This window comes from Microbacterium sp. CIAB417 (genome assembly GCF_022788845.1).
The window spans coordinates 215536-238145 of the sequence record NZ_JAHZUT010000002.1; the positions used below are offsets into that span (position 1 = coordinate 215536).

Annotated in this window: 21 protein-coding genes; 17 read left to right on the forward strand and 4 right to left on the reverse strand. The window is 69.7% G+C overall.

Annotated features, from left to right (window positions below):
• Positions 1–8: 8 nt before the first annotated feature.
• The 10 genes from KYX17_RS07735 (at position 9) to KYX17_RS07780 (ending at position 12108) form a co-directional block, all read left to right on the forward strand.
• Positions 9–1316 (forward strand): sugar ABC transporter substrate-binding protein, encoded by a 1308-nt coding sequence (locus tag KYX17_RS07735; protein ID WP_243226397.1) that lies wholly within the window; start codon positions 9–11, stop codon positions 1314–1316.
• Between the two features lie 56 nt (positions 1317–1372).
• The gene (locus KYX17_RS07740; RefSeq protein WP_243226399.1) at positions 1373–2299 is read left to right on the forward strand and encodes a carbohydrate ABC transporter permease; all 927 of its coding nucleotides are present in this window, start codon (positions 1373–1375) and stop codon (positions 2297–2299) included.
• Entirely contained in the window at positions 2296–3189 is an 894-nt protein-coding gene (locus tag KYX17_RS07745) for a carbohydrate ABC transporter permease (RefSeq protein ID WP_243226400.1), read from the forward strand. Before KYX17_RS07740 ends, KYX17_RS07745 begins: the two co-directional genes overlap by 4 nt.
• A gap of 1 nt (position 3190) precedes the next feature.
• Positions 3191–3928 carry an SDR family oxidoreductase gene (locus KYX17_RS07750; protein ID WP_243226401.1) on the forward strand — a complete coding sequence of 246 codons (738 nt, stop codon included), beginning with the start codon at positions 3191–3193 and terminating at the stop codon, positions 3926–3928.
• Positions 3929–3963: 35 nt separating this feature from the next.
• A complete protein-coding gene (locus KYX17_RS07755; RefSeq protein ID WP_243226402.1) occupies positions 3964–4833 on the forward strand; it encodes a dihydrodipicolinate synthase family protein in 870 nt (289 codons plus the stop codon).
• A gap of 7 nt (positions 4834–4840) precedes the next feature.
• Entirely contained in the window at positions 4841–5746 is a 906-nt protein-coding gene (locus KYX17_RS07760; RefSeq protein WP_243226403.1) for a ribokinase, read from the forward strand.
• The gene (locus tag KYX17_RS07765; protein ID WP_243226404.1) at positions 5743–7374 is read left to right on the forward strand and encodes a fucose isomerase; all 1632 of its coding nucleotides are present in this window, start codon (positions 5743–5745) and stop codon (positions 7372–7374) included. The genes KYX17_RS07760 and KYX17_RS07765 overlap by 4 nt, the downstream gene beginning before the upstream one ends.
• A 28-nt stretch (positions 7375–7402) precedes the next feature.
• Positions 7403–8176: a potassium channel family protein gene (locus KYX17_RS31735; RefSeq protein WP_243226405.1), complete on the forward strand. Its 774-nt coding sequence runs from the start codon at positions 7403–7405 to the stop codon at positions 8174–8176.
• 90 nt (positions 8177–8266) lie between these two features.
• Positions 8267–9994, forward strand: coding sequence for an ABC transporter ATP-binding protein (locus KYX17_RS07775; protein ID WP_243226406.1), 1728 nt, complete (start codon positions 8267–8269; stop codon positions 9992–9994).
• Positions 9991–12108, forward strand: coding sequence for an ABC transporter ATP-binding protein (locus tag KYX17_RS07780; RefSeq protein ID WP_243226407.1), 2118 nt, complete (start codon positions 9991–9993; stop codon positions 12106–12108). The genes KYX17_RS07775 and KYX17_RS07780 overlap by 4 nt, the downstream gene beginning before the upstream one ends.
• 32 nt (positions 12109–12140) lie before the next feature.
• On the opposite strand, the gene KYX17_RS07785 is transcribed toward KYX17_RS07780, so the two are convergent.
• Positions 12141–12734, reverse strand: a complete 594-nt coding sequence (locus tag KYX17_RS07785; RefSeq protein ID WP_243226408.1) for a hypothetical protein — start codon at positions 12732–12734, stop codon at positions 12141–12143.
• A 109-nt stretch (positions 12735–12843) separates the two neighbouring features.
• Here KYX17_RS07785 and KYX17_RS07790 point away from each other — a divergent pair, with 109 nt between their 5' ends.
• Entirely contained in the window at positions 12844–14061 is a 1218-nt protein-coding gene (locus tag KYX17_RS07790; RefSeq protein ID WP_243226410.1) for a glycosyltransferase, read from the forward strand.
• Positions 14058–15191, forward strand: a complete 1134-nt coding sequence (locus tag KYX17_RS07795; protein WP_243226411.1) for a glycosyltransferase family 1 protein — start codon at positions 14058–14060, stop codon at positions 15189–15191. Before KYX17_RS07790 ends, KYX17_RS07795 begins: the two co-directional genes overlap by 4 nt.
• Positions 15192–15330: 139 nt before the next feature.
• Here KYX17_RS07795 and KYX17_RS07800 read toward each other — a convergent pair whose 3' ends face one another.
• Entirely contained in the window at positions 15331–15687 is a 357-nt protein-coding gene (locus tag KYX17_RS07800; RefSeq protein WP_243226412.1) for a hypothetical protein, read from the reverse strand.
• An 86-nt stretch (positions 15688–15773) separates the two neighbouring features.
• Here KYX17_RS07800 and KYX17_RS07805 point away from each other — a divergent pair, with 86 nt between their 5' ends.
• Positions 15774–16751 carry a helix-turn-helix domain-containing protein gene (locus KYX17_RS07805; protein ID WP_243226413.1) on the forward strand — a complete coding sequence of 326 codons (978 nt, stop codon included), beginning with the start codon at positions 15774–15776 and terminating at the stop codon, positions 16749–16751.
• A 37-nt stretch (positions 16752–16788) separates the two neighbouring features.
• Here the strand turns inward: KYX17_RS07805 and KYX17_RS07810 are convergent, their stop codons facing one another.
• The gene (locus KYX17_RS07810; RefSeq protein ID WP_243226414.1) at positions 16789–16941 is read right to left on the reverse strand and encodes a hypothetical protein; all 153 of its coding nucleotides are present in this window, start codon (positions 16939–16941) and stop codon (positions 16789–16791) included.
• 147 nt (positions 16942–17088) lie between these two features.
• On the opposite strand from KYX17_RS07810, the gene KYX17_RS07815 reads away from it, so the two are divergent.
• Complete coding sequence (locus KYX17_RS07815; RefSeq protein ID WP_243226415.1) at positions 17089–19296, forward strand: ATP-dependent Clp protease ATP-binding subunit; 2208 nt, start codon at positions 17089–17091, stop codon at positions 19294–19296.
• A 50-nt stretch (positions 19297–19346) separates the two neighbouring features.
• On the opposite strand, the gene KYX17_RS07820 is transcribed toward KYX17_RS07815, so the two are convergent.
• Positions 19347–19853, reverse strand: coding sequence for a small multidrug efflux protein (locus tag KYX17_RS07820; protein WP_243226416.1), 507 nt, complete (start codon positions 19851–19853; stop codon positions 19347–19349).
• A gap of 150 nt (positions 19854–20003) precedes the next feature.
• Here KYX17_RS07820 and KYX17_RS32235 point away from each other — a divergent pair, with 150 nt between their 5' ends.
• The 3 genes from KYX17_RS32235 (at position 20004) to KYX17_RS07835 (ending at position 22566) form a co-directional block, all read left to right on the forward strand.
• Positions 20004–21176 (forward strand): sensor histidine kinase, encoded by a 1173-nt coding sequence (locus tag KYX17_RS32235; RefSeq protein ID WP_243226417.1) that lies wholly within the window; start codon positions 20004–20006, stop codon positions 21174–21176.
• On the forward strand, positions 21173–21775 hold the full coding sequence (locus KYX17_RS07830; protein WP_243226418.1) for a response regulator transcription factor: 603 nt from the start codon (positions 21173–21175) through the stop codon (positions 21773–21775). Before KYX17_RS32235 ends, KYX17_RS07830 begins: the two co-directional genes overlap by 4 nt.
• A 257-nt stretch (positions 21776–22032) precedes the next feature.
• The gene (locus KYX17_RS07835; RefSeq protein ID WP_243226419.1) at positions 22033–22566 is read left to right on the forward strand and encodes a putative immunity protein; all 534 of its coding nucleotides are present in this window, start codon (positions 22033–22035) and stop codon (positions 22564–22566) included.
• The last annotated feature ends 44 nt before the right edge of the window (positions 22567–22610 follow it).

Genomic DNA, 22610 nt, shown 5'->3' on the forward strand with positions numbered 1-22610 from the left:
GAACAACGATGTTCACGACACGCAGACCCCGTCGGCTGGTCATCGGTATCGCCGCCGGGGCCGTCGCAGCCCTCGGCCTCACCGCCTGCGCCAGCGGCACAGGCGACGCGGGCGATTCCGCCGACGTCTCCGAGATCACCGTCGTCGCCGCCAACAGCCCCTGGGTCGAAGGTCTGAAGACCCTCGGCACCCAGTACGAGCAGGAAACCGGCGTCAAGGTCAACATCGAGGCGTACGGCAACGAGCAGCTCAACGACAACTACAAGGTCAAGCTCAACGCCCAGTCCGCCGACTTCGACGTCATGGCCTTCCAGGTGCAGGACGTCATGCGCGAGTTCTCGCGCAACGGCTGGCTCACCGACATGACCGAGCAGGTCGAAAGCGACGCCGACTGGAACTGGGAGGACTTCCAGTCCGCCGCCCGCGACGCGGTGGAGCTCGACGGTGTCGTCTACGGCGTCCCCGTCATGACCGAGCGTCAGATCGTGTACTACCGCACCGACCTGCTCGAGGCCGCCGGTATCCCCGTGCCCAAGACCCTCGACGAGCTGAAGTCGGCGGCCGCGGCCCTCAACGACCCGGACAACGGGATGTACGGGATCGCCATGCGCGGCTCCCGCGTGCCCCTGGTCACGCAGCTGTCGTCGTTCCTCTACAGCTTCGGCGGCGACTTCCAGGACGAGGACGGCAACGCCAGCGTCGACACCCCGGAGGCGAAGAAGGCCTACGAGTTCTACGGCGACCTGCTGCGCGAGTCGGGCCCTCCCGGAGCCACCAACATGGGCTGGGTCGAAGCGTCCGCGCTGTTCGCGCAGGGCAAGGCGGCGTTCTACATCGACGCCGACAGCCAGGCGTACACCTTCCTGGATGCGGACAACAGCGCCGTCGTCGACACGGTCGGCTTCGCGCAGTTCCCCGAGGGGCCGGCCGGCTCGAAGTTCTACAACATCGTCCCGCAGACCGTCGGCATCAACGCCTTCTCCAAGAAGAAGGAAGCCGCGTGGGAGTTCATCAAGTGGGTGACCAACGAGGAGAACACCAAGTGGCTGCTGGCGAACGAGACGGTTCCCGGCGCGCGTGAGTCGGCCTGGAACGATGCCGAGGCCACCGCATCCTTCCCCGCGGGTCTCGTCGAGATCATCCAGAACGTGGGCGACCACGGCGTCGGACACGACCGGCCCCAGCTCGAGCAGGTCGCCGCGGCCCGAGAGATCGTCGGCGGTCCCGCCATCACCGCGATCGAGGGAGGCGACGTCGCAGAGGCCGCCAAGACCGCGAACACGCAGTTCCAGGAACTGCTCGACTCCGAGAAGTGATCTCACGGTCCCGGGCGGCGCTCGCCGCCCGGGACCACCCGGACCAAGGAGGCTCCGTGTCCTCGCTCACCGCGCGCAGGTCGACGTTCGGCAACCGCGCTCTCAACTGGATCGACGCTCGTCTGAAGTGGATCCTGATCGTCCCGTCGGTGCTGTTCATCGCGCTGCTGATCGCCTTCCCGATCGGTTACACGGTCTTTCTCTCCCTCACCGACTCGGCGGGCGCCGTCACCCGGCCCTTCTCGTTCGTCGGCCTCGACAACTACGTCACCTGGCTCGGCGACACCGACCGGTTCTGGCCGGCGGTCGGCCGCACCGCCTACTTCACGATCCTGGCGCTGGGCATCGAGCTCATCCTGGGCCTGGCGATCGCGCTCCTGCTGCGCAAGACCTTCCGCGGTCAGGGCCTGGTGCGTGTGTTCATCCTGCTGCCGCTGGTTGCCACACCCGTCGCCGTCGGCATGATGTGGCTGCTGATCTTCGAGCCGTCCATCGGCTTCGCCAACAGCGTCATGCAGTTCCTCGGTCTTCCGCGTCAAGGCTGGCTGAGCGACCCCTCGACCGCGTTGAACACCCTCGTGTTCATCGACGTCTGGCAGTGGACGCCGATGGTCATCCTCATCCTCCTGGCCGGTCTGTCGACCCTGCCGGAAGAGCCCGACGAAGCGGCACGCGTGGACGGCGCCAATGCCTGGCAGCGGTTCCGCCACATCACGCTGCCGCTGCTCGCCCCGGTGATCGGTGCGGCCGCCATCCTCCGCTCCATCGATGCGATGAAGACCTTCGACATCATCTACGCCACCAAGGGCATCGGAGGCGGTTCGAGCCACGAGGCCGAGACGCTCAACATCCTCGCCTACGGCCAGGCGTTCCAGTTCTCGCAGTACGGCAAGGCGTCGGCGCTGCTGATCCTCTTCTTCCTGCTGATCGTCGTGGTGCTGCTGGCCCTCGCGATCCTTCGCAAGAAAGGAACCCGGGTATGAGTGAGACCCGCGCCCTCGTCCAGCCTGTCGGCCGTCGCGGCCGTCGCGCTGCCGCCCCGAAGCGTCGCCCCCTCCGCCCGATCGACATCGCCGGCCAGACCGCGCGCGTCGTCGGAATCGTCCTCGTCGTGCTCGCCTTCCTCGTGCCGCTCGTGTGGATGCTGCTCGCGAGCTTCAAGCGCAACCTCGACGTCGTCAACCCGGACAAGATGTTCGCGTTCGAGCCGACGCTCAAGAACTACGAGACCGTCTTCACGGTGCAGAACTTCCTGCCGGTGATCGGCAACAGCCTGCTCGTCGGTGTCGGAGCAACCCTGCTCGCGCTCGTGATTGGCGTGCCTGCGGCCTACGGCATCGCCCGGTACAAGGTGCGCAGCACGACCGGCTTCCTGCTGATGGCGCGCGTGATCCCCGGTGTCAGCCTGCTGATCCCCTGGTACTTCCTCTTCTCGCAGGTGCAGCTCGTCGGCAGCTACACGGTGCTGATCCTCACGCACCTGTTCGTGACGATGCCGCTCGTGGTGGCGATCATGTCGAGTTTCTTCGACGGCATCCCGACGGAGCTCGAGGAAGCGGCGCAGATCGACGGCTCGAGCAAGATCGGCGCCTTCGTGCGCGTCGTGCTCCCCCTGTCGCTGCCCGGCATCGCGACCGCGTCGATCCTGTCGTTCATCTTCAGTTGGAACAACTTCCTGTTCGCTCTCGTGCTGTCCAGCCAGTCCACGCGCACGCTGCCGGTCGCGATCGTGAACTTCACGAGCTACGCGTCCGTGGACTGGGGCGGGCTCATGGCCGCCGCGGTGGTCATCACGGTGCCCGTCATGATCGTGGCTCTGTTCGCGCAGCGCTACGTCGTCAGCGGCCTGACCGCCGGCGCGACCAAGGGCTGACATGGGCGAGGCAACACGCACCGCCTGGGTCGTCGGCGGCGGAACCGGCATCGGCCGTGCCGCGGCGCAGGCGCTCGCCGGCGACGGCTTCCACGTCGTCGTGTCGGGCCGCCGAGCGGCGGAGCTGGACGCGACCCTCGACGGGGTCCACCAGAGCGGCGGCGCCGCATCCGCCCTCGTGCTCGACGTCACCGACGACGCCGCGGTCCAGGATGCGGCCGAACGTCTCACCCAGACCCACGGCCATATCGACACCCTGGTCTACTGCGCGGGCACGAACGTCGCCCGCCGGTTCTGGGACCAGGTCTCGGCGACCGACATCGCGCACGTCATGGACGTAAACCTCCAGGGGGCGGTGCGCACGGTCCACGCGGTGCTGCCCGGGATGCGCGCGGCCGGTGCGGGACTCGTCGTGCTGGTCTCCTCGTGGGCCGCCTGGCGCCACTCGCCGGGCGCGGGCGCCGCCTACGCCATGAGCAAGACATCGCTCGGGGTGATGGCCGAGACGCTCAACGCCCAGGAGAGGCTGCACGGCATCCGCGCCACGCACCTGTGTCCCGGCGAGGTGGCCACCGACATCCTCGACACCCGGCCGAATCCGCCCTCCGCCGAGGCACGGGCGCTCATGCTCGCGCCCGACGACGTGGGCGAGGCCGTCGCCTGGATCGCCCGTCAGCCCGCGCGCGTCTGCGTCAACGAGCTGGTCCTGACCCCCACCGCCAACAACTCCTACGCGTGAGCGGCCCGCTCCGTATCCTCTCGAAAGGCATCGACATGACCCGTCGCGACATCGTGACCGCCATCCCCACCAGCTTCCGCGCCGACGGCTCGCTGGATCTCGACGGCAGCCGCTCGATCTTCCGGTACGTCGGCGAGTCCGGCAACGAGGGCGCTTTCGTGCTGGGCACCACGGGCGAGTTCCCCGCGGTCGACGACGACGAGTTCGCCCAGCTCATCCGCACCGCGGTCGAAGAGCTCGCGGGTCGCATGCGCGTCATCGCCCACGTCGGCCAGCCGAGCGCCTACGAGGCCGTGCGCCGTGTGAAGATCGCGAAGGATGCGGGCGTCACCGAGTTCGCGGCCCTCACGCCCTACTACCTGCCCGCCGCCGAGTCGGCCGTGTACGACTACTTCGCGCAGGTCGCAGAGGCGGTCGGCGACGGCGCCCTCTACGTGTACATCTACCCGCGACGCAGCGGCATCACCGTGAGCCCCGAGCTGCTGGCGCGGCTCGCTCAGCTCGGCCCGGTGGTGGGGGCCAAGGTCAGCGAGCTCAGTCTCGACGAGCTCGCCGCCTACCGCGCGGTCGTCCCGGATGACTTCATCCTCTACACCGGTGCCGACAAGGATCTCGTCGCGGCCGGCGAGGTCGGCGCGCAGGGCGTCGTCTCCGGCGTCTCCTCGGTGCTGCCCAAGCCGTTCCGTGCGCTCGCCGCCGCGGCGGACACCGGCGACGCCCAGACGATCGCCGACGCCCAGACGGCGGTCGACGACATCGTGTCGGTCATCGGCGGGGACATGGCTCGGATGAAGGCTGCGTACCGGGCCATGGGCATCGCCGACGGTACCTGCCGCATGGCTCTCGTGCAGCCCGACGAGGCGGCGCTCGCCGAGATCGAGCGCGTCATCGCGACGTACCGCTGAGTCTGCCGTGGCATCGTCGGTCGCCGTGCTCGGCAGCGCCAACATGGACCTCGTCGTCCGCGTCGCCTCCGCGGTGCGCCCGGGGGAGACCGTCAGCGGGTCGTCGTTCGCGACGGGACCGGGCGGCAAGGGGCTGAACCAGGCCGTCGCCGCCGCGCGTGCCGGGGCCAACGTCCGCTTCCTCGGCGCGGTCGGCACGGATGAGTTCGGGGGGCGCCTGCGCGGCTTCCTCTTCGCCGAGGGGATCGACGCATCCGGACTCGTGCCGAGCGCGGAGCCCACCGGGATCGCCGCCATTACGGTCACCGACGACGGCGAGAACGCGATTGTCGTCGTCGCGGGGGCGAACGGGGGCGACCGGCTGTCCGACTCGGACCGGGCCGCGATCGCCGGTGCCGGCTACCTCGTCGTCCAACTGGAGCGGCCGGTCGCGCTGGTGCTGGAGGCCATGCGGTGGGCTCGCGGACACGGCGTGACGACGGTGCTGACACCGGCGCCCGTGCCCGAGTCGCACATCGACGAGCTGGTCTCGCTGAGCGACATCCTTCTGGTCAACGAGCACGAGGCCGCCGCGCTGAGCGGCGACGCGGATGCGGCGGGCGCGGCCCGCGTGCTCAGCCGTGCCGCCGGCACGGTCGTCGTCACTCTCGGTGCCGCGGGCGCGCTCGTCGCACGCGACGGCGAGGTCGCGGCCACCGTCGCCGCCCGCCTGGTCGCCGCGGTCGACACCACCGGGGCGGGCGACACCTTCGCCGGCGTCCTGATCGCCTGGCTGGCGGCCGGCGCCACGTTCCACTCCTCGCTCGAGGCCGCATCCGCTGCGGCCGCTCTCACCGTCACCCGTCCGGGGGCGGCGGCGTCGATGCCGCGGCGCGCCGACATCCTCACCGCTCTGCAAGGAGAACGATCATGACCTACACACTTCCCACCGCGCCGGCCGCTCTCGTGGCGCCGCCGCACACCGCGTACCTGATCGCATCGGGCGACCTGCGCGAGTCGGCGAACACCGCCGGCTGGCCCGCGCAGGTCGAGCTCGAGGCGGCCGTGACGCGCGTGCTCGGCGAGCTCGGCTGGAGCGTGATCAGGGCCAACGACGTCGACCCCGCGACCGGTCACGGCTTCATTTCGAGCCAGCGCATGGGCATGGAGGTGTTCAAGAACATCCCGGCCGAGGCGCCGCTCATCGTCGCCGAGGCGGTGTGGCAGTACTCCCACCACGTGCTCGCGGGGCTGCGCACCCACCGCGGCCCGATCCTCACGGTCGCGAACTTCGCCGGCGAGTGGCCGGGCCTCGTGGGTCTGCTGGGGCTGAACGCGGGCCTCACGAAGATGGGCACGCCCTACGCCACGATCTGGTCGGTCGACTTCGCAGACGACTGGTTCCGCGAGGGGCTTCTCGAGTGGACGCGCACCGGCCGCATCACACACGACACCTCCCACGTGCGGCCGCTGCCCGCGCTGCCGGAGAGCCCGGAGCGAGAGCTCGGCGAGGCGATCGGCCGGCAGCTGCGCGAGCAGAAGGCCATCATCGGCGTCTTCGACGAGGGGTGCATGGGCATGTACAACGCGATCTTCGACGACGAGCTGCTGAACCCGACCGGCATCTATAAGGAACGCCTCTCGCAGTCCGCGCTTTACGCCGAGATGCTCGCGGTCACGGACGCGGACGCCGACGCAGCGTTCGACTGGCTGATCGAGCGGGGGATGACGTTCCGCTTCGGCGAGGACCCCGCGACCGAGCTCACCCGCGAGCAGGTGCAGTGGCAGCTGAAGATGTACATCGCCGCCGTGCGCATCGCGGACGACTTCGGTCTGGATGCGGTCGGCATCCAGTACCAGCAGGGCCTCAAGGACCTCGTGCCCGCATCCGATCTCGCCGAGGGCATCCTGAACACGACCGAGCGGCCGCCTGTCTTCTCGCGCGACGGCCGCCGCGAGCTGCACGCGGGCCGGGCGCTGCCGCACTTCAACGAGGCCGACGAAGGGGTCGCGGTCGACGCGCTCGTGACCGACCGCGTGTGGCGCGCGATGGGGCTCGTGCCCGACAACACGCTGCACGACGTGCGATGGGGCGAGGAGTTCGACGGCGAGTTCGTGTGGGTCTACGAGATCTCGGGCTCCGTGCCCGCATCCCATCTCGGCGGCTGGGACAAGGCCGAGGGCTGGCGTCAGGGACACGTCTTCTTCCCCGCGGGCGGTGCGACGATCAACGGCGTGAGCAAGCCGGGCGAGCTCGTCGTCTCGCGCGTGTTCATCGCCGAGGGCGTGCTGCAAGCCGACATCTTCCGGGCGAGCGCGGTCCAGCTGCCCGAGGAGGAGACCCGACGACGCAAGGAGGCGACGAACCCGGAGTGGCCCATCGCCCACGTCGTGCTGCACGGTATCGGCCGCGATCAGTTCATGGCCCGACACAAGGCGAACCACGCGCAGGTCGTCTACGCGCCGGATGCCGAGACGGCCGACCGTGCACTCATCGCGAAGGCCGCGGCCTTCGACGCCATGGGCATCCGGGTCAACCTGGTCGGCGACGTCGCGGTGTGAGGGGACGCGTGCGCTCTAGAGTGCAGGTGTGCACGGGGATGGGCGGCGGCAGCGCGCGGGGGTGAACCCGCGCGGTGAGACCGCGGCCACCGCCAGGTGGGATCGCCTCACCTACTGGCCCCTGACGATCGCGGCCCTCGTGCTCATCGTCACCCAGACGGTGCACGTGATCGCCCAGGTGTCGGGCGTCGCCGAGATCATCACCTCGTCGATCATGGCGATCATCTGGGTGATGTTCATCGGCGACTACCTCGTGCGCCTGGCGATGGCTCGGCCGAAGGCACGATGGTTCCGCACGCACCTGTTCGATCTCGCCATGGCGCTGCTGCCGATCCTGCGGCCGATACGTCTGCTGGGCGCGCTGACACGCATCTCCTCCTTCACCCGCACCGCGGCCAGCTCTCTGCGGGCCAGGATGCTCGTGTACGGCATCGCCGCGGCGCTGCTGCTGATCTGGACAGCGGCGCTCGCCGTGCTCGAGGTCGAGCGCGACGCGGCGGGCAGCAACATCCGGAGTTTCGGGGATGCGGTGTGGTGGGCGTTCTGCACGGTGACGGCCGTCGGATACGGCGACTTCACCCCCGTCACGGTGCCGGGACGCATCGTCGCGGTCGCGCTCATGGTGGGCGGTGTCGTGCTCGTCGGACTCATCGTGGCGACCTTCTCGTCGTGGGTCATGGAGCGGGTCACCCGGGGTCACCAGGAACAGCTGCCCGCCACCCGCGCCGACGTGGCGCGGCTGGAGCAGGAGCTCGCCGCGGCCCGTGAGGCGCTCGCCGCGGCGGAGAAGTCCACGCCCTGAGCGAAATCCTCCCGGCGGTGGATGCGGGGTGTCGGAGGACGGGCCTAACCTGTGCACGGCGTGTGAACCGCGCCCTGCCTGGGAGGCACCGTGCTCGTAAAACTCCTGCTGCGTTATCTCGCGCCCTACCGCTGGTGGCTGCTGGCTCTGCTGGTCTTCCAGTTCGCCTCCGCCATGGCGTCGCTCTATCTGCCGCGTCTGAACGCCGACATCATCGACAACGGCGTGGCACGCGGCGACACGGGCTACATCTGGTCGACCGGCACGCTCATGCTGGTGATCTCGCTCGGGCAGATCACCGCATCCGTCATCGCCACCTTCTTCGCCGCCCGCGCCGCGATGTCGGCGGGCCGCGACATCCGTCGCGACGTGTTCCAGAAGGTCAGCGGCTTCTCGGAGCGCGAGGTGTCGCAGTTCGGCCCGGGTTCGCTCATCACCCGCAACACCAATGACGTCCAGCAGGTGCAGATGCTCGCGATGATGGGCTCCACGATGCTCGTCACCGCTCCGCTGCTGGCCATCGGCGGCATCGTCATGGCGGTGCAGCAGGATGTGGGGCTGAGCTGGCTGATCGCCGTGGCGGTGCCCGCGCTGCTGCTCGTGGCGGGACTCATCATCGCGCGGATGGTGCCGCTGTTCCGGCAGTTCCAGAAGAAGCTGGACGCCGTCAACCGCGTCATGCGCGAGCAGCTGACCGGCGTGCGCGTCGTGCGCGCGTTCGTTCGCGAGTCGATCGAGGCCGAGCGCTTCCGCCTCGCGAACACCGACATCATGGTCATCGGACGCAAGGTGGGGTCGCTCTTCGTCCTGCTGTTCCCGCTCGCGATGCTCGTGCTCAACGTCACGGTCGTCGGAGTGATCTGGTTCGGCGGTCGTCAGATCGACGCCGGTGGTGTGGAGGTCGGAACGCTCTTCGCCTTCATGCAGTACGTCGGGCAGATCCTCATGGGCGTGCTCATGGCGAGCTTCATGACGATCATGATCCCGCGCGCCGCCGTGTCGGCCGAGCGCATCGGCGAGGTGCTCGACGCCGAGGGCGGCCTCGCCCGACCGGCGCAGCCCGTCACAGTCTTCCCCGCACCCGGCGCTCTCGAGCTCGACGACGTGTCGTTCAGCTATCCCGGTGCGAACGCGCCCGTGCTGCAAGGCATCTCCTTCCACGCGCAGCGGGGTGAGACCGTCGCGATCGTCGGTTCGACCGGCTCCGGCAAGTCCACCCTCGTCTCGCTCATCCCGCGGCTGTTCGACGTCACCGGCGGTGCCGTACGGGTGGCCGGCGTCGATGTGCGCGAGGCGGATCTTGACCTGCTGTGGAAGGGCATCGGACTCGTGCCGCAACGTCCGTTCCTGTTCAGCGGAACCGTCGCCTCCAACCTTCGCTTCGGCCGTGAGGATGCGAGCGACGACGAGCTGTGGGACGCGCTCGAGATCGCCCAGGCGAGGGACTTCGTGTCGGAGATGTCCGGCGGGCTCGAGGCGACCATCGCGCAGGGCGGCACGAACGTGTCGGGAGGCCAGCGTCAGCGCCTCGCGATCGCGCGCGCGATCGTGCACCGCCCCGACGTGTTCGTGTTCGACGACTCGTTCTCCGCGCTCGACCTGCGCACCGACGCGAGGCTCCGCCAAGCGCTCTGGGAACGGCTACCGGAGGTCACCAAGATCGTCGTCGCGCAGCGGATCTCGACCGTCACGGGGGCCGACCGCATCGTCGTGCTCGACGGCGGCCGCATGGTGGGTGTGGGCACGCACGAAGAGTTGCTCGCCGACAACGACACGTATCGAGAGATCGTCGAATCGCAGCTGGGGGTGGACGCATGAGCACGCCCGATGCACTGACCGAAGATGAGCGCCTCGAACTCGAGCTCGCCGAACAGGCGCGCCAGAGCTCCGGCAGCTGGGACTCCGTCGCACCTGGCAAGGCCGCGAACTTCGGCAAGTCCTTTCTGCGGCTCATCGGGCTGCTGAAGCCCCACGCCCTTGCCTTCACGCTCGTCTCCCTGGCGGGTGCCGCCGGCGTCGTGCTGGCCGTCATCGCCCCGCGCGTTCTCGGCGAGGCGACCAACGTCATCTTCGAGGGTGTCGTCTCTGCAGGCCTCGGCGGACAGTTCCCGGCCGGCACCTCGCAGGCCGATGTCATGGCCGCGCTCCAGGCAGCGGGGCAGGGCGACGTCGCCAACATCGTCGGGGCCATGCCGAACTTCGCGGTGGGCGCAGGTATCGACTTCGAGCGACTGCGGGTGGTCACCATGGCCGCCCTGGCGATCTACATCGCCTCCGCCGTGCTCACGTGGTTCCAGGGCTACGTCATCAACGTGATCATGGTGCGCACGATGTGGCGCCTGCGCGAGTCCGTCGAGGCCAAGATCAACCGTCTGCCGCTGTCGTACTTCGACCGCGTGCAGCGCGGTGAGCTCATCTCCCGCGTCACGAACGACATCGACAACATCACGCAGACGATGCAGCAGTCGCTGTCCACCGTGGTGACGTCGGTGCTGACGGTCGTCGGCGTGCTCGTGATGATGTTCTCCATCTCGTGGCAGCTCGCGCTCGTCGCCCTCGTGTCGCTGCCGCTCATGGCGGTGATCTTCGGCGTCATCGGTCCGCAGTCGCAGAAGTCCTTCGCGCTGCAGTGGCGCAAGGTGGGGCGGCTCAACGCGCGCGTGGAGGAGTCCTTCTCCGGGCACGCGCTCGTCAAGGTCTACGGACGCGAGGCGGATGCGCGCGAGAAGTTCCAGGCCGAGAACGAGGAGCTGTACCGGGCGAGCTTCCGGGCCCAGTTCCTGTCGGGCATCATCATGCCGGGCATGATGTTCGTCGGAAACCTCACCTACGTGGGCATCGCCGTGCTCGGCGCATTGATGGTGGCATCGGGGCAGCTGCGTCTCGGCGACGTGCAGGCCTTCATCCAGTACTCGCAGCAGTTCACGCAGCCGCTGTCGGAGCTGGGCGGGATGGCGGCCGTCATCCAGTCGGGCACCGCATCCGCGGAGCGGGTGTTCGACCTGCTCGACGCCGAGGAGCAGGAGCCCGACGCCGACGACGCTCCCGCGCCCGCGGGCGGCCGGGGCGTCATCGAGTTCCAGAACGTCGCGTTCTCCTACTCGCCCGACAAGCCGCTCATCACCGACCTGTCGTTCCGGGTGGAGCCCGGGCAGACAGTGGCGATCGTCGGACCCACCGGTGCCGGCAAGACCACGCTGGTCAACCTGATCATGCGCTTCTACGAGCTCGACGGCGGCCGCATCCTGCTCGACGGCCAGGACATCGCCGAACTCACGCGCAACGACGTGCGTTCGCGCACCGGCATGGTGCTGCAGGACCCGTGGCTGTTCGCGGGGTCCATCCGCGAGAACATCCGCTACGGCCGCGCGGACGCCACCGACGAAGAGGTGATCGAAGCCGCCGTCGCGACGCGCGTCGATCCGTTCGTGCAGACGCTGCCGGACGGGTACGACACGGTCCTCGACGAGGATGCGGCGAACGTGTCCGCGGGTGAGAAGCAGCTCATCACGATTGCCCGCGCGTTCGTCGCGCGACCCGAGGTGCTCATCCTCGACGAGGCCACCAGCTCGGTCGACACCCGCACCGAGCTGTTGCTGCAGCACGCGATGGCGGCCCTGCGCGAGGGACGCACCTCGTTCGTGATCGCGCACCGGCTCTCGACGATCCGCGACGCGGATCTCATCCTCGTGATGGAGCACGGCGACATCGTCGAACAGGGCACGCACGAGCAGCTCATCGCCGCTGAGGGCGCCTACTGGCGTCTGTACCGCTCGCAGTTCGAGCAGGCGGCGGCCGAGCTGGTCGAGGAGCCGCCGGTGGCGCCGGAGGCGACGATGGATGCGGCTGCGGAGTCGGTGCACCCGGAGGACGTCCCCTCGGCGCCCGTCCCGCCGTCGGCGCCGCCCGCCCCGGGCGTTCCCTCCAGCTGAGCCCGACCGCCCGGTCGGTCGAGACCGGGCGGTCAGGCCGGGTCGATGCGGAGGATGTCGGGCGACTCGCCGATCGGTAGGTCATCGACCGCTCGCAGCGTGCGGGCGAGAGCGTCCACCGCCGGGACGGCGGTTCTCACCCGCTCCCGGTTGCCGAAGACGGCGGTCAGCGTGACGAGGTGCGTGCCGATGTCCCAGGTGTAGGTCGCGAACGGCGGCGCCTTGGGGTTCGACGGAAGGTCCATCAGCAGACGCTCGCCGGTGCCGAGGTGCGGATTGCGGAAGTCCTCGGTGTCGTCGTACTCCATGGGCATCATGGCGCGCGCCGTCCGCAATTGCGGGGTGGCCTCCTGCACCTGCGCGAGCACGACGACGAGCTCCGGGTCGGCGCGCCACATCCACGCCAGGACGCGTCCGGCGGCCCGTCGCATGAGCAACGGCGTCGCCTGGCTCATGAGCCAGGCGGCGAAGCCGCCGCCTGTGCGCTGCTCGGCGCCCGCGGCGAGCGAGCCCTGTGCCATCAGCATCCGTAGCGCCTTCTTGCGGTGACGACGGCCCCGCAGCCCCAACGATTCGGTGACGGGAACCCACTGGGCTTCGTCGGCGTCGGCCTGCAATCGCATCATGACAACCAGAGTAGGCGGGGTGCCTCGGTGGTGCTCGGGAGGGCTCCGGTAGACTCGGGATGCCTGCGCACCCCGCAAAACGATCCCCCCAGAGAGGCAGCCACCACACGTGACTACCCCCTCGACGCCCGATGTCCCCGAACCGGCGCCCGATACCGACCGCCCCCTCACGATCGTCATGGGCTGCGACACGTTCGCTCCCGACGTGAACGGTGCCGCACGTTTCGCCGAGCGCCTCTCTGCCGGTCTGACGAGCCGTGGTCACGACGTGCACGTCGTCGCCCCCGGCCTCAAGTACCGCACGTACCCGCCGGCGACCGAGATCATCGAGGGCGTGCCGGTCACCGTGCACCGGCTGCCGGCTGTGCGATGGAAGCCGCACGACTGGCTCCGTTTCGTGTGGCCGTGGCGCTCCAAGCACTACGCGCGTCAGGTGCTCGACAGCGTGAAGCCCGACGTCGTGCACATCCAGTCCCACATCGTCATCGGTCGCGGCCTCGCGCGAGAGGCGCGCAAGCGCGGCATCCCGGTCGTCGCCACCAACCACGTCATGGCCGAGAACATCCTCGACTTCACGACGCTGCCGCCCGTGCTCGACAAGGTCTTCGTCAAGCTCGCATGGGACGACGCGTCGCGCACCTTCGACATGGCGCGCGCGGTCACCACCCCCACGCGCCGCGCGGCCGACTTCCTCGAGGCGACGATCGACATCCACGGCGTCATCCCGATCAGCTGCGGCATCGATGCCTCCGGGTACACGGCGGATCTGTCCCCGCGCGACGGTAACCGCATCCTGTTCGTCGGGCGCCTCACCACCGAGAAGCACGTCGACACCCTGCTGCAGGCCGTCACCAAGCTCGACCCCGCTCTCAACGCCACCGTCGAGATCGTCGGCGGCGGCGACCAGCGCAGGTCGCTGGACGCCCTCGTGCAGCAGCTCGGGCTCGCCGACCGCGTGACCTTCTACGGTCGTGTCGAAGAGGAGGAGCTGCGCCGCATCCTCACCCGTGCCTCCGTCTTCGCGATGCCCTCGATCGCCGAGCTGCAGTCGATCGCCACCATGGAGGCGATGGCCTCGGGTCTTCCCGTCGTCGCCGCCGACGCTCTGGCCCTCCCGCACCTCGTGCACGACGGCGAGAACGGCTGGCTCTTCCGGCCGCAGAACGCCGATGACCTCGCCGAGAAGCTCACGCGGGTGCTCACCGCATCCCCCGACGAGTATCGCGCGATGCAGGAGGCGTCGCTGAAGGGCGTCGAGATCCACGACATCGCGCGCACCCTCGACACCTTCGAGAAGCTCTACCGGGGCCAGCCGGTCGCGCCGTGACGGCAGCCGAGCCGCTTCGGCTGTTCTTCGACGCGCGGTACATCCGCACGGACTTCCACGACGGCATCAGCCGTTACTCCGCGGAGCTCGCCGCGGCGGTGTCGGCGGCCGCGGCGGACGCCGGCGTCGAGGTGACCTTCCTCGTGCACGACGCCCGGCAGATCCCGCTGCTGCCCGATGGAGCGCAGACGCTCGCGATCCACGCGCCGACCTCGTGGCGTGAGCCCTTCACGGCCCGGCTCCTCAACCGGTTCTCGCCGGATGTCGTCTTCTCCCCGATGCAGACGATCGGCGCGGGTGGGCGCCGCTACCGTGTCATCCTCACACTGCACGACACGATCTACTACCGCCATCGCACACCCCCCAAGGACCTGCCCGCCCCGGTGCGTCTGGGCTGGCGACTGTTCCACCTCAGCTATCTCCCGCAGCGGCTCACGCTCAACGCCGCGGATGTGGTGGCCACGGTCAGTGAGACGAGCAAGCGGCAGTTCGCGGCCGTGAACCTCACATCGCGCCCGGTCGTCGTGATCCCCAACGCCCCGCAGCGCCTGGCCGACCGCCTCGACGGCACCGCGGTTGATGCGAGTGGAACCGTGCGCAACGTCGTCTACATGGGCTCGTTCATGCCGTACAAGAACGTGGGCAACCTGGTGCGCGCGATGGCGTCGCTTCCGGGCCGCACCCTGCACCTGCTCAGCCGCATCTCGACCGAGCGCCGCGCCGAGCTCGAGGCGATGGCGCCCGAGGGTGCCGACATCGTGTTCCACGACGGCGTGAGCGACGAGACGTACGCGCGCCTGCTCGCCGACCGTGCGGTGCTCGCGACGACGAGCCTCGACGAGGGCTACGGCCTGCCCATCGCCGAGGCGCTCGAGCTGGGCGTGCCCGCTGTCGTCACCGACCTCGAGATCTTCCGCGAGGTGGCCGGCGGCGGTGCCCTGTACGTCGATCCACACGACCCGTGGGCGTTCGCCGCGGCCGTCGCGAAGCTGGACGATCCCGACGTGCGTGCCGCAACGATCGCCGCCGGTCGGGAGCACGTGGCGCGGTTCTCGTGGGAGCGCTCGGCCCGCATCCTGCTCGATACGGTGCGCGCCATGAGGCCGCACCCCCGCGCGTCGCGTCGCTGACCCGCATCCCGTCGCGCGGGCTGCGGTCATACGGGAGCGTGAGGACCCGCGTGTTCGAGGGACGCGATGTGCGGTGTTTCGGGCGCCGGTCCCGCAACACAGGTCCCTCGAACTGGTGAGGCGGGGCGCCGACCGGAGGTCACGCCGACGCGGTGGAGCGGGCGTGTTCGAGGGACGCGAGGCGGGGTGTTTCGGACGCGGGGACCGCAACACGAGTCCCTTGAACGGGGGTGGTCGGTGTCGCTTGGTGTTCGAGGGACGCGATGTGCGGCGTTTCGGGCGCCGGTCCCGCAACACGGGTCCCTTGAACAGCGGTTGTGGGGGCGGAGGAGGGTGCCGCGGAGGATGCGGGGGTCACCGGGGCGACGCGGTCGTCGCGGTCGGGAAGGCGGCTCCAGTCGGTGCGCACCGGGCCGTAGCCGTCTCGCGCGACGGCGATGACGGTGCCGACGATGGCCACGATCGAGAGGATGCCGAGGACGATGAGTGCGATCATGGCAGAAAAGCTACGTGTTGTGTGATCGTGCCACGACTGGCAGGATTGCCCATAAGCGCGTTAATTCTGCCAACCCGGGAGATCCCATGAGAACTGTCGCCGTCGTCGTCCAGAACGGATTCACCCCGTTCGAATTCGGCTTGGCATGCGAGGCGTTCGGCCTCGATCGCACTGACGACGGCATCCCGATGTTCGACTTCCGCGTCTGCGCCATCGAGCCGGGCGCGATCATGTCCAACCTCGGGTTCTCGATCAATGTCGAGCACGATCTCTCGTTCGCCGACGAGGCCGACCTCGTGGTCGTCACGCCGGTTCCGCGCGACACCTGGGGCACGATCGACGCGCGGCTCGCCGACGTGCTGCGCCGCGCGGAGCGCCGCAACGCGTGGCTGCTAAGCGTGTGCAGCGGGTCGTTCGTGCTCGCCGCATCCGGTGTTCTCGACGGGCGCCGAGCTACGACGCACTGGAAGTACACGGATCGCATGTCCGAGATGTACCCGAGCCTCGACATCGACCCGGACGTGCTCTACGTGCAGGACGGCAAGGTCATCACGAGCGCGGGGACGGCGGCGGGACTGGATGCGTGCCTGCATCTGCTTCGGCAGGAGCTCGGCGCCGAGGCGACCAACACCATCGCGCGCCGCATGGTCGTGGCCCCGCAGCGCGAGGGTGGGCAGGCGCAGTTCATCTCGCGCCCGCTCGCGCAGACCGCGTCGCTCTCGCTCGCTCCCGTGACGGAGTGGATGGTGCAGAACCTGCGCCAGGATCTGTCGGTCGAACAGCTCGCCGCGAAGGCGCACATGTCGCCCCGAACGTTCGCGCGGCGGTTCAAGGCCGACCTCGGCGCGACGCCGGCGTCCTGGCTCGCCCGCCAGCGGGTGCTGCACGCGCAGCGCCTGCTCGAGCAGACGGACTACGGGCTCGACCGTATCGCCGCCGAGTGCGGGTTCGGATCCGCGGCTGTGCTGCGGCAGAACTTCACCCGCGTGCTGTCGACGACGCCGACCGCCTACCGGGCGCGCTTCGCGTGCCCGGTGGAGGAGCCGATCGCGGCCGTCGCCTGAGTCCCGGGCTGCGCGGTGGTGCGCAGCCCGGTGCGGTTCAGTTGACCACGCGCAGGATGCTGCGGTTGCGATACAGCTCGCCCTTGGCCGCGGCGCGGGCGCCGATCGCGGCAAAGATGACGCACACGATCCACACGAGTCCCAGGAGCATGCGGGTCGTCAGGGGTCTGCGCGAGGCTCGGCGGATCACCCGCAGCACCGTAGTCGTTGCGTCGATCGCCGGGGCGGCTACGTGACGAACGCTCATCTGCGGTCCCCCCTGGTGCCCGGAGGGCCCCGGTGATAAACTTGAGCCCGTGAGACTCAAGTTTGAGTCCCGGAGATTTCAGGAGAACACATGAACGCCACACAACAGCCCGGGCAGGAGGAGTCGCAGAGCGCCCTCGAGCAGTTCGGCATCAACCTCACCGAGCGCGCCCGTCAGGGCAAGCTCGATCCCGTCATCGGGCGCGACAGCGAGATCCGGCGCGTCAGCCAGGTGCTGACCCGGCGCACCAAGAACAACCCCGTCCTCATCGGCGAGCCCGGCGTCGGAAAGACCGCCGTGGTCGAGGGGCTCGCTCAGCGCATCGTCGCGGGCGACGTCGCCGAGAGCCTCAAGAACAAGGAGCTCGTCTCCCTCGACATCTCGGCGCTCGTCGCCGGTGCCATGTACCGCGGCCAGTTCGAGGAGCGCCTCAAGAGCGTGCTGAAGGAGATCACCGAGTCCGACGGTCGCATCATCACCTTCATCGACGAGCTGCACGTGCTCATGGGTGCGGGTGGCGGCGAGGGCTCGGTCGCCGCATCCAACATGCTCAAGCCCATGCTCGCGCGCGGTGAGCTGCGCCTGATCGGCGCCACGACCCTCGACGAGTACCGCGAGTTCATCGAGAAGGATGCGGCCCTCGAACGCCGCTTCCAGCAGGTGTACGTGGGCGAGCCGACGGTCGAGGACACCGTCGCGATCCTGCGCGGACTGAAGGAGCGCTACGAGGCCCACCACAAGGTGGCCATCGCCGACGGTGCCCTCGTCGCCGCTGCCGCGCTGTCGAACCGCTACATCCCGTCGCGCCAGCTGCCCGACAAGGCGATCGACCTGATCGACGAGGCCGCGTCGCGTCTGCGCATGGAGATCGACTCCGCGCCGCTGGAGATCGACGAGCTGCGTCGTCACGTCGACCGGCTGAAGCTGGAGGAGCTCGCGCTCAAGAAGGAGAAGGACGCGGCCTCGAAGGAACGTCTCGAGAAGCTGCGTGAAGACCTGCGCGTCGAGCAGGAACGCCTCGGCGAGTTGCAGGCCCGCTGGGAGCACGAGCGTGCCTCGCTCAACCGCGTCGGTGAACTCAAGACCCGACTGGATGCGGCCCGCATCGACGCCGAGCGTGCGCAGCGCGAGGGCAACCTCGAGCGTGCGTCGCGGCTGCTGTACGCCGAGATCCCGGCGCTCGAGCGCGAGCTCGGAGTGGCCGAGCAGGCCGAGTCGACCGGCGACCGCATGGTGAACGATCAGGTCACCGACGAGGACATCGCCTCGGTGATCGCCGCGTGGACCGGCATCCCGGTGGGGCGTCTGCTGCAGGGCGAGAGCGAGAAGCTCGTGCGTCTGGAGGCGGAGCTCGGCAAGCGTCTGATCGGTCAGAAGGAGGCCGTGAAGGCGGTCTCGGATGCGGTGCGCCGCTCGCGTGCGGGCATCAGCGACCCGAACCGACCCACCGGTTCGTTCCTGTTCCTCGGGCCCACAGGTGTCGGCAAGACCGAGCTCGCGAAGGCGCTCGCCGAGTTCCTCTTCGACGACGAGCACGCGATGGTGCGCATCGACATGTCCGAGTACGGGGAGAAGCACTCCGTATCTCGCCTCGTCGGTGCTCCTCCCGGATACATCGGCTACGAGCAGGGCGGTCAGCTGACCGAGGCCGTGCGTCGTCGTCCGTACTCGGTGGTGCTGCTGGATGAGGTCGAGAAGGCGCATCCGGAGGTCTTCGACGTGCTGCTGCAGGTCATGGACGACGGTCGCCTGACCGACGGTCAGGGGCGCACGGTCGACTTCCGCAACGTCATCCTGATCCTCACCTCGAACCTCGGCTCGCCGATCCTCATCGACCCGACGCTGACGCTCGAACAGAAGCGCGAGCAGGTGCAGGTTCTACTGCGGCAGGCGTTCCGGCCCGAGTTCCTCAACCGTCTCGACGACATCGTGATGTTCCAGGCGCTGAGCCAGGACGACCTCGCGCAGATCGTGGAGCTGTCGGTCGATGCGCTCCAGCGCCGGCTGAAGGACCGCCGCCTCACGCTCGCGGTCACCCCGGATGCCCGCGCCTGGCTCGCCGAGCGCGGCTACGACCCGGTGTTCGGTGCCCGGCCGCTGCGCCGGCTCATCCAGTCCGAGATCCAGGACCGCCTCGCGATGGCGATCCTCTCGGGCGGCGTGCACGACGGCGACGTCGTACGGGTGGATGTCGCCGCCGACGGCTCGCAGCTCGTGCTGACGAGCACCGGCGCGGCCGCATCCGAGTCCGCTTCCGACGATGACGATGTCATCGAGGCCGAGCTGCTGGACGACTGATCGACGAGAGGAGGCCCCGCATCCCGACGGACGCGGGGCCTCCTCCATGCTCAGAGGATGCCGGCAAAGGCCCACACGCCGGTGACGATGAGGGTCGCGATCGTGGTCCACATCGTGATGGCGATGGCCTGCCACACGAGGATGCGCCCCTTGGTGACCCCGGCGCCGGCGAGCATCGCGGACGTGAGCTGCGTCGGAAGCAGCAGCGGTCCGAGCAGGCTCACTCCCGGCACGCCGTAGCGCACGAAGGCCCGCTGGAACTTCTCGCGACGCGGCGAGGTCTCCGCCACCTGGCCGCTCGCGGCGGCCGTGCGACCGGAGGTCACGGCCGATCGGACGCCTGCGCCCACCAGCACCACGATCGCCACGCAGACGAAGTTGCCGACAGCGGCGGCCACGGCCGCGACGATCGGGTGGATGCCGCCGACGATGCCGATGACGGTCGCACCCTCGCCCTCGACGAACGGAACGGCGCCCGCGAGTGCGACGATGAGCGGCTGCACCAGCTCGGGGACCGTGGCGATGAGGTTCTGGAATCCTGCGATGAGATCGTGCATGTCGGCTCCGTCGTGGTGGGATGCGCGGTCGGGGGTACGTCTCCATCCCACCGGCGGTCGCCCTGCGTCGGCAGTGCCGCCGCGTCACCTCCGGTGAGGAGGAAAGGGCGGGCCGGCCGTGACTTTTGTCATGCCCGTAGCCTGGTCGGCGTGAGTGCTTCATCACCCCTGGCCGCCGCCGAGCCCGCCGTCGGCCGTGGCGTGCGCGCGACGTGGTGGTATACGTTCTCGTCCGCCGTGTTCTTCGCCGTCGGCACGCTGACGGTGTGGGCCATCCCGACGTGGGTCACCGAGCCCGCCCCGGAGCTGGCCGTGTTCGCGGCCGCATCCCTCGCCTGGCTCGTGGCGTTCGTCATGACGGGCCTCGACTACTTCCGGGCGGATGCGGCCGGAAGTCGCCGATGGATGCGCCTCGCCGCTTTCGGCCTCGGCGCGTCAGCGGCTATCGCGATCGGGCTCGTGACCAGCAGCATCACGCTGCCGCTGGCGCTGGTGGGAGCGCTCGTGTGCACCCTGCCCTGGCCGCGCGGCGTCCGCGCCCGTGTCACGGGCCTGGTGACCGTCGTGCTCGCCGTCATCGCGGTGATCGAGTACCTGCGGGCGGTGGAGGGCGAGGCGACGCTGGTCTACGGCCCGATCTTCGTGCTGTTCATGTTCCCCGTCGCGTTGCCGATCACCGTCGTCAGCATGCTCTGGTGGTGGGACATCGTGCGCGAGCTCGACCGCGCCCGCCTCACCGAGGCGAACCTCGCGGCGACCCAGGAACGGCTGCGCCTCGCGAGCGATGTGCACGATCTGCAAGGCCACCATCTGCAGGTGGTCGCGCTGCAACTCGAGCTCGCCGAACGCCTGAGCGCGGACCCGCCCGCCGCTCTCGAGCACATCCGCGCCGCGCGCCGCGAGGTCGATGAGGCCCGTGTGGGCACGAGGGCGCTCGCCGCGCGCTTCCGCGGCGTTCCGCTGCCGGACGAGCTGGCCAACGCCGCCGACCTCCTGCGTGCGGCGGGGCTCAGTGTCGAGCTGACCGTGAGCCCGGATGCCGCAGGCGCGCCAAGCGACGCGCTCGGGCCGGTCGTGCGGGAGAGCACCACCAACATCCTCAAGCACGGCGGCGGCCGCTTCGCCCGGCTCTCGCTGGAGCGCGACGGCGGCGGCTGGCGGTACCGCGCGGAGAACGACCGCGGCGGTGCGGCGGCAGGCGAGGGCGCGGGGATCGACGGCATGACAGCGCGTCTGGCCGAGGCAGGGGGATCGCTCGTGACCGAGCTCGACGACGATGTGTTCGTCCTGGACGCGCGCGTGCCGACGGGGGTGAGCGCATGATCCGGGTGCTCATCGCCGACGACGAGGACATGATCCGCACGGCGCTCGCCGCGCTGCTGCGGTTGGAGCCGGATATCGAGGTGGTCGGCGAGTGCGTCGACGGCGAACAGGCGGTGGCGGCAGCGCTGCGCCTGCATCCGGACGTCTGCCTCTTCGATGTCGAGATGCCGGGTCTGGACGGCATCGATGCGGCGGCGCGGGTGCGCAAGCAGACGCGCTCGCGCGTCGTCGCGGTGACGCGGCACGCGCGACCGGGCGTGCTCCGGCGTGCACTGCAGGCGGGGGTCGACGGATTCCTGCCGAAGTCGCGGCCGGCGCAGGACGTCGCCGACGTCATCCGTCAGGTCGCCGCGGGACGCCGGTACGTCGATCCCGAGATCGCCGCCGACGCGCTCGCCGACGAGCGGAGCCCCCTCACCGATCGGGAGCTCGACGTGCTGCGTGCAGGTGCCCAGGGGCAGACCATCGCCACGATCGCCCGCGCGCTGCATCTGTCTCCGGGCACCGTGCGCAATCACGTGTCGTCGATCCTCGGCAAGCTGCACCTCGAGACGCGGCAGCAGGCGCTGCTGCGCGCGCAGGAGCGCGGCTGGATCTGAGGTGCCGTCTGCGCCGCATCCCTCATCAGGAGATCGCCACGGTGCAGGATGATCCCCCACGAATCGTCCTGCGGGAGGGAGATCTCCTGACGGGGCGTGGGGGCGTCGCCGCGTGGCGCTGGCCCGCCGCAGAACTGGAACGACGCCTGGTGGGTGCGGGGTTCGAGATCCTCGAGACGCATCGTCGCGCGGCCCGGGGTGAACGTCCGGTCGGCGCGATCGTGTGCCGTCGGGCGGATGCGGTGTAGACAGGAGAGATGTCATCGCCGCAGGCACTCGACGACGCCGACCGTCGCCTGGTCGCGGCCTGGGCGGCGGCGTGCGCCGAGCGCGTGCTCGCCCTGTTCGAGGCGGAGGCTCCCGATGACGATCGGCCTCGCGACGCCATCGCCCGAGCCCGGGCGTACGCGCGCGGAGAGCTGGATGCGGCGGGCGAGATCAAGCGACGGTTCGTCGCCGGCCGCGCCGCGCACGCGGTGACCGGAGCCCCGGCTGTCGCGGCCGCCCGCTCCGCGGCACAGGCGGCCGGCGTCGCGCACATGGGTGCGCACGCGCTGGGTGCTGCGGCCTATGCCGCCGTGGCGGCGGGTGCGGCGACTTCCGGCTCGTTCGAGGCCGAGATCGACGGGCAGCTCGCTCTTCTCGGCCCGGACACGCGCGCCGCGCTGCGCCTGCTGCCGCAGGTCGGTCGCGACGCATCGGGACCGCTGGTCGCCGGGGGCCTGCTCGCGCGGGGCCGTCTGGGCGAGGCGATCACCCGCATCCAGGCGCAGCTCGCCGCGACCGACTGAGCGGCGCGTCGCCGTCAACCCGCGAGGCAACAGGGGTGCGGCCG

Coding starts and splice junctions, on each gene's coding strand:
- KYX17_RS07735 (WP_243226397.1), top strand. CDS start 9: ATGTTCACGACACGCAGACCCCGTCGGCTGGTCATCGGTATCGCCGCC.
- KYX17_RS07745 (WP_243226400.1), top strand. CDS start 2,296: ATGAGTGAGACCCGCGCCCTCGTCCAGCCTGTCGGCCGTCGCGGCCGT.
- KYX17_RS07750 (WP_243226401.1), top strand. CDS start 3,191: ATGGGCGAGGCAACACGCACCGCCTGGGTCGTCGGCGGCGGAACCGGC.
- KYX17_RS07755 (WP_243226402.1), top strand. CDS start 3,964: ATGACCCGTCGCGACATCGTGACCGCCATCCCCACCAGCTTCCGCGCC.
- KYX17_RS07765 (WP_243226404.1), top strand. CDS start 5,743: ATGACCTACACACTTCCCACCGCGCCGGCCGCTCTCGTGGCGCCGCCG.
- KYX17_RS07780 (WP_243226407.1), top strand. CDS start 9,991: ATGAGCACGCCCGATGCACTGACCGAAGATGAGCGCCTCGAACTCGAG.
- KYX17_RS07785 (WP_243226408.1), bottom strand. CDS start 12,734: ATGATGCGATTGCAGGCCGACGCCGACGAAGCCCAGTGGGTTCCCGTC.
- KYX17_RS07800 (WP_243226412.1), bottom strand. CDS start 15,687: ATGATCGCACTCATCGTCCTCGGCATCCTCTCGATCGTGGCCATCGTC.
- KYX17_RS07805 (WP_243226413.1), top strand. CDS start 15,774: ATGAGAACTGTCGCCGTCGTCGTCCAGAACGGATTCACCCCGTTCGAA.
- KYX17_RS07815 (WP_243226415.1), top strand. CDS start 17,089: ATGAACGCCACACAACAGCCCGGGCAGGAGGAGTCGCAGAGCGCCCTC.
- KYX17_RS07820 (WP_243226416.1), bottom strand. CDS start 19,853: ATGCACGATCTCATCGCAGGATTCCAGAACCTCATCGCCACGGTCCCC.
- KYX17_RS07830 (WP_243226418.1), top strand. CDS start 21,173: ATGATCCGGGTGCTCATCGCCGACGACGAGGACATGATCCGCACGGCG.
- KYX17_RS07835 (WP_243226419.1), top strand. CDS start 22,033: ATGTCATCGCCGCAGGCACTCGACGACGCCGACCGTCGCCTGGTCGCG.